The organism is Thermosynechococcus sp. OHK43 (assembly GCF_014466085.1).
In the GTDB taxonomy this organism is placed as follows: Bacteria; Cyanobacteriota; Cyanobacteriia; order Thermosynechococcales; family Thermosynechococcaceae; genus Thermosynechococcus.
Genome location: NZ_JACOMP010000089.1, coordinates 1 through 5,592, shown reverse-complemented (window position 1 = coordinate 5,592; position 5,592 = coordinate 1). Strand labels below are relative to the sequence as shown.

At 53.3% G+C, this 5,592-nt stretch carries 7 protein-coding genes and 1 pseudogene; all 8 read left to right on the top strand.

The genetic code is table 11. The annotated features are described in order from the left end of the window. Positions 1-362 (top strand): annotated as a pseudogene (locus tag H8Q75_RS03765) (hypothetical protein); the annotation flags it as partial. Then, positions 362-796, top strand: a complete 435-nt coding sequence (ureE, locus tag H8Q75_RS03760; RefSeq protein ID WP_041428983.1) for an urease accessory protein UreE — start codon at positions 362-364, stop codon at positions 794-796. The pseudogene H8Q75_RS03765 and the gene ureE, both read left to right, overlap by 1 nt. Further along, a complete protein-coding gene (locus H8Q75_RS03755; RefSeq protein ID WP_297040635.1) occupies positions 786-1,481 on the top strand; it encodes an urease accessory protein UreF in 696 nt (231 codons plus the stop codon). Before ureE ends, H8Q75_RS03755 begins: the two co-directional genes overlap by 11 nt. Positions 1,482-1,492: 11 nt before the next feature. After that, on the top strand, positions 1,493-2,668 hold the full coding sequence (locus H8Q75_RS03750; protein WP_024124230.1) for a molybdopterin molybdotransferase MoeA: 1,176 nt from the start codon (positions 1,493-1,495) through the stop codon (positions 2,666-2,668). 5 nt (positions 2,669-2,673) lie between these two features. Then, a complete protein-coding gene (gene moaA, locus H8Q75_RS03745; protein ID WP_024124229.1) occupies positions 2,674-3,639 on the top strand; it encodes a GTP 3',8-cyclase MoaA in 966 nt (321 codons plus the stop codon). Positions 3,640-3,643: 4 nt separating this feature from the next. Continuing rightward, on the top strand, positions 3,644-4,702 hold the full coding sequence (gene moaC / locus H8Q75_RS03740) for a cyclic pyranopterin monophosphate synthase MoaC (protein ID WP_024124228.1): 1,059 nt from the start codon (positions 3,644-3,646) through the stop codon (positions 4,700-4,702). Next, entirely contained in the window at positions 4,686-4,949 is a 264-nt protein-coding gene (gene moaD, locus H8Q75_RS03735; RefSeq protein WP_041428977.1) for a molybdopterin converting factor subunit 1, read from the top strand. The genes moaC and moaD overlap by 17 nt, the downstream gene beginning before the upstream one ends. A gap of 7 nt (positions 4,950-4,956) precedes the next feature. After that, entirely contained in the window at positions 4,957-5,403 is a 447-nt protein-coding gene (locus H8Q75_RS03730; protein ID WP_024124226.1) for a molybdenum cofactor biosynthesis protein MoaE, read from the top strand. The last annotated feature ends 189 nt before the right edge of the window (positions 5,404-5,592 follow it).

Genomic DNA, 5,592 nt, shown 5'->3' with positions numbered 1-5,592 from the left:
GCTTTGAGCAGGACAAACAGGAACTGCTGAATCTTGGTTGTGATGACTATATTGCCAAGCCCTTCCGTCCGCAAACGATTTTTGAACAACTCGCCGCCCAGTTGCACCTAGAGTATGCCTACGAGGATGCCCTATCCCCCCCAAGTGCCCCCCCTCCTCAGGGACTTGATCCAGCCGCCTTAATGGTGATGCCTCGCCCTTGGATTGCTGAACTCCAAGCCGCCGCCAAAAAGCTCAATGCCAAACGTATTCGCGAACTGATTGCTGAGATCCCACCCGAAGAAGCCGCCTTGATTGCCGGTCTGCAGCAACTAGTGAAAACATTTCGCTTTGATAAGATTGTTGAATTAACGCTGATTTAATGTTCACACTGACGCAACTTTGCCCTACACCATTGGAAAATGCCCGTCAGTTGCACCTCTCATTGACCGCAGAGGAACGGTGTCGCAGTCGTCTCCATTGCCACAGTGATGAGGGGGAGTCACTGTATCTGAAGCTGCCCCGTCAAATCACCCTACAGCCGGGCGATCGCCTTCGGGACGAGGACGGCACGGTGGTAGTCACAGTTCACGCCAAACCCGAACCCACGCTAAAGGTGATGGCTACCACTCCCCTTGACCTTCTACAGGCCGCTTACCATCTCGGGAATCGCCACGTCCCCTTGGAAATTCACGCCGATTATCTTCGCTTGGGCGCAGATTCCGTGTTGCAAACCATGCTTGAACAGCGGGGCTTGACGGTGACGTTTGAAGTCGCTCCCTTTTGTCCCGAACGCGGTGCCTACCATGCTCACTGATTCAGCGCTTTTAGCCTTGCTTCAGTGGGCGAGTCCGGCTCTACCGATTGGCGGCTTTAACTACTCCGAGGGCTTGGAGACTCTCATTGCCCAAGGCAAGATCACCTCAGCAGCAGCCCTACAGGACTGGCTAAGCTTTGAACTGGCCTTTGGCAGTGCCCACTTGGAAACAGTAGTCATGGTGCGGGTCTATCGAGCGATCGCCAAGGGTGATTTTGACGCCGTTCACCAGTGGAATGCATGGCTCTCGGCTGCCCGCGAAAGTGCCGAACTGCGCGCCCAAAATTGGCAAATGGGAACAGCATTGATCAACCTTGTCGCTGCCCTCGGTCGCTTACCCCCCGAACTTCAGACTGGCCAGCCCTACCCTTGGAATACCAGTGTTGCCTTTTGTATTGCCGCTGCCCTTGCAGACATTCCCCTAGAAAACGCACTTTTAGGCTATCTCCACAGTTGGGTCACCACCCTGATCAATGCAACGGTGAAACTGATTCCCCTTGGTCAGACAGCAGGGCAAGTACTTCTGCGCCAACTTCAGCCGCAAATTCAGCAGACGGTACAGCAAAGCTTAAATGTGACTGACCATCACTTAGACGATAACTTAAACTTAGAAAGCTGTACGTTGGGCTTAGCCCTCGCCAGTATGCAGCACGAAACGCTCTACTGCCGCCTATTTCGGAGTTAATTGTCTAGCCCATGATTTCCGTTGAAACAGCCGTTGACCTTATTCAGCAGCATTTGCCCGCTTGGGGCACAGAGATCATTTCCTTGACTGAGCCTTGGTACAGCAGACTGGCGGTAGCGATTACCAGCGATCGCCCCTACCCGCCCATTGACCGCATCATGGTGGATGGCATTGCCCTTAACTGGGCAGCCTATCAGTCTGGTCAGCGTGCTTTTCCGATTCTGGGGGTGGTTCCCGCGGGTGAAGTACCGCCAACACTCACGGATACGCAAGCCTGTTTTGAAGTTATGACCGGTGCGGCCTTGCCCCAAGGCTGTGATCTGGTGATTCCCTATGAAGCCCTAGAGATTCGCGACGGTGTTGCCCATATCCTACGTGCGGCAGCGTGGTCGTCCTATCAATTTGTCCACCGCTGTGGCAGTGATGCTGCTGCCGGTCAACCCGTTTTGGCCGCTGGTACCCCTTTGCACAGTCCGGCGTGGGGCATTCTTGCCTCTGTGGGACAGACCGAAGTGTGTGTTCAGCGCACCCCCCGCACCCAAATCATTGCTACAGGCAATGAACTGATTGCGCCCCACGAAACACCCCAGCCCCATCAGCTGCGACTCTCCAATGCCTATGCTCTGATGGCCGCCCTCAAGCACCAAGGCTATACCCAAGTCAGCATCACCCATTTGCCCGATGATCCAGTACAACTGGCAACCCACTATTGCCAAGCGAGCCAAGACTACGACCTTCTGATTTACTGCGGTGGCGTTTCCAAGGGTAAGTTTGACTATCTGCCACAACTCTGGCGCAATCAAGGTGTCCAGCAGTATATCCACGGTGTTGCCCAGCGTCCTGGAAAGCCTCTCTGGTTTGGCGTGGATCACCGCCAGCAAACGGCCGTATTTGGTTTGCCGGGGAACCCGGTTTCCAGTTTGGTATGTTTACACCGCTATCTATTGGACATTCCGCCCCTCTATGCCCGCTTGGCTGCTCCCTTCTACTTTGAGAAACCCTTAACCTACTTTTTACCCGTTAAACTAGAAACTACAAAAACCGCTGAGCTGATTGCCCACCCTCGGCCGATGCAAAATTCTGGTGATTTTTTGGTTTTGGCTGATAGCGATGGATTTTTAGAACTGCCTGCCTCTCAAGAAGCCTTTGCCGCGGGCGAGTGCTATCGCTATTTTCCGTGGAGTTAGGAGTCATGGTTGTAACCGGGGCCATTCCTAGACAACATCTGCGGGATACCCAAGGGCGCTCAATTCGCAAGTTACGCCTCTCAGTTACGGATCGCTGTAATTTGCGGTGTACCTACTGCATGCCCCTAGATGCAGCCTTCATGCCTACCCAGACCTACCTCACCCCAATTGAGTATGCCACGATTGTAGCTGAACTGGTGGAACTGGGGATTGAATCGGTGCGGCTGACAGGCGGCGAGCCACTGTTGCGAGCGGAGTTTCCTGAGATTGTGGCCGCTTTGGTAGCAGTGGGTGTACCGGAACTGCGCTTAACCACCAATGGCATTCGCCTTATTCCCTTTTTGCCCCTGCTTGATCGCTATGGTGTACGACGTTTAAATATTAGCCTTGATAGCTTAGACCCCCAGACCTTTGCAGCAATTAGCCATGGCCACCATTTGGAAGCAGTCAAGGAAGCAATTGCCACCGCTGCTGACCAAGGGTTTCAAGTCAAGCTAAACATGGTTGTGATGGCGGGCGTCAATGATCACGAGTTGGTGCCAATGGTGGAGTACGCCAAAGCCTTAGGGGTTGAGGTGCGTTTTTTGGAACTGATGCGCATTGGCCATGCCTGCCACTTGGGGAGTGATCGCTTTGTTAGTGCCGCCACCATGATTGAGCACCTGCGCCAGTACTACGATTTGCGTCCTGTCCCTCGTCCTCAAGATTCCACCTCGTTTAACTTTGAGACCGCCTGTGGGGCTCAGATTGGCTTCATTGCTTCAGAATCGCAGCCCTTTTGTGGCCACTGCTCTCGCTGGCGATTGTCGGCAGATGGTGTCTTAAGGGCGTGTCTATTTAAAGAAGCGGGGGTTTCCCTGCGGGGCTTGAGCAAAGCTGAACGCTATGCTGCCTATGGGCAAGTGTTAGGAATGAAACCCAGCCTGCGCAGCGCAGAAGTTCACCATGCGATGCACCAAATTGGAGGCTAAGAGAATGCTCTCCCACATCAATGAGAACCAGCAACCTCAGATGGTGGATATTAGCGAGAAATCGGTAAGCGATCGCCGGGCGGTGGCAGAAGCCCTCGTTGAATTGCCGCCTGTCTTTCAGGCCTATAGGGAAGGGGAGGAGCTCTTCCTGAAAAAAGGGCCGGTGCTGCAAACGGCAATTATTGCCGGCACAATGGCGGTGAAACGTACCGCCGCAGCCATTCCCTTTTGCCACCCGCTACCCATTACCAGCTGTCGTTTTGAAACCCACATTGACTCCCTGGAGAGTGGCCTTCGGATTCGCCTGCGCTGTGAAGTCAAAACCCGCGATCGCACCGGGGTGGAAATGGAAAGTCTGCATGGAGTGACGATTGCAGCCCTAACAATTTATGACATGTGCAAAGCCCTCAGTCCCCAAATTGGGATTCGGGAGGTGCGCCTTCTGGCCAAAAGTGGTGGCAAGAAAACCCTAGGTCAATATCCCCTCTTTGGTCTTGTGCTCACCGGCGGCCAAAGTCAGCGCATGGGACAGGATAAAGCTCTTCTTGACTATTACGGCCAACCCCATGCCCAATACCTCTACAACTTGTTGGCACAATACTGTGAACAGGTTTTTCTTTCAGCCCGAACCAATCAATGGCAGGGAACGCCCCTTGCTGATCTGCCCACTCTCCCAGACACCCTTCCCCAGATTGGGCCAATTGCCGGTCTCTTAACTGCCTTGCGCGCCTATCCCGAAGTGAACTGGTTCGTGGTGGCCTGTGACTTACCCTATTTGACCGCGGAAACCCTTGCTCCCCTACTGCACCACTACCGCGAAGATGTGGTGGCCACTTGCTATCACCATCCCCAAGAGGGCTTCCCAGAGCCACTGTGTGCGATTTATACCCCCCAAGCTCTGCCAGTGTTTGAAGCTGCCTATGCAGAGGAGATCTACTGCCCTGTGAAAATTCTCCAGCGATCGCCCTGCCAGTGCATCACCCCACCTCAGCCGACGATTACTGCCAACATCAACACCCCCGAAGAGTATCTTGAAGCTCTACACCATGTCCGACGCCCCTAAAACACCTAGAACAATTTACTTGCGCTACTTTGCCCAGCTGCGGGAGCAAAGCGCACGGGAACAGGAGGAGCGAGTGACCACTGCCCAAACCTATGGTGAGCTATACCAAGAACTAAAGACCCAGTACGGGTTTACCCTTGATCTGGCTCAGATTAAGGTTGCGGCTAATGATACGTTTGTGGCACTGGATCAACCCCTACGAGCTGGAGATGAGGTCGTCTTTATTCCCCCCGTTGCTGGGGGTTAACTAACCGATGGTGATTCAGCAGTTTTCTCTAACTAATACACCCCTAGAGCCAGCCCAGCTGTGGCAGCCCCTTGCCAGCTTGAGGGCCGGTGCCTTTGTTAGCTTTGAGGGCTGGGTACGCAATCACAATCACGGCAAGATCGTCACTGCCCTAGAATATGAGGTCTATCCCGCCTTGGCCCTCAAGGAAGGGGACCAAGTTCTAGCAGAAGCCATTGAGAAATTTGACTTGCTGGGGGCGATCGCCTGCCATCGCTATGGAAGACTTACTCTTGGCGAGATTGCTGTCTGGGTAGGGGTAACGGCACCTCATCGCAAACAAGCCTTTGCTGGTGCGGCCTACATCATTGATGAAATCAAACACCGCCTGCCCATTTGGAAAAAGGAATACTATTTAGATGAGCCAGCGGTTTGGGTATCTTGTCGTAACCATTGCCATTCCAGTGCTCTTTAAATCCTCTTTAACGGGAAAAGTCATTCCCATGGCAGCAGCAAATAAACATAAATAAACATAAACAGTGAGGAAATCTCAGGTTATCCCTTCTGAAGGTTGATGTGCTACACAGAATCGAGAATTTCCCAACCAAGCTGTATCACTGAATACCCTTTTCTATGTAGGAATCGCATAGCATTGGGGGCGGTT

Coding starts and splice junctions, on each gene's coding strand:
- H8Q75_RS03750 (WP_024124230.1), top strand. CDS start 1,493: ATGATTTCCGTTGAAACAGCCGTTGACCTTATTCAGCAGCATTTGCCC.
- moaC (WP_024124228.1), top strand. CDS start 3,644: ATGCTCTCCCACATCAATGAGAACCAGCAACCTCAGATGGTGGATATT.
- ureE (WP_041428983.1), top strand. CDS start 362: ATGTTCACACTGACGCAACTTTGCCCTACACCATTGGAAAATGCCCGT.
- moaD (WP_041428977.1), top strand. CDS start 4,686: ATGTCCGACGCCCCTAAAACACCTAGAACAATTTACTTGCGCTACTTT.
- H8Q75_RS03730 (WP_024124226.1), top strand. CDS start 4,957: ATGGTGATTCAGCAGTTTTCTCTAACTAATACACCCCTAGAGCCAGCC.
- H8Q75_RS03755 (WP_297040635.1), top strand. CDS start 786: ATGCTCACTGATTCAGCGCTTTTAGCCTTGCTTCAGTGGGCGAGTCCG.
- moaA (WP_024124229.1), top strand. CDS start 2,674: ATGGTTGTAACCGGGGCCATTCCTAGACAACATCTGCGGGATACCCAA.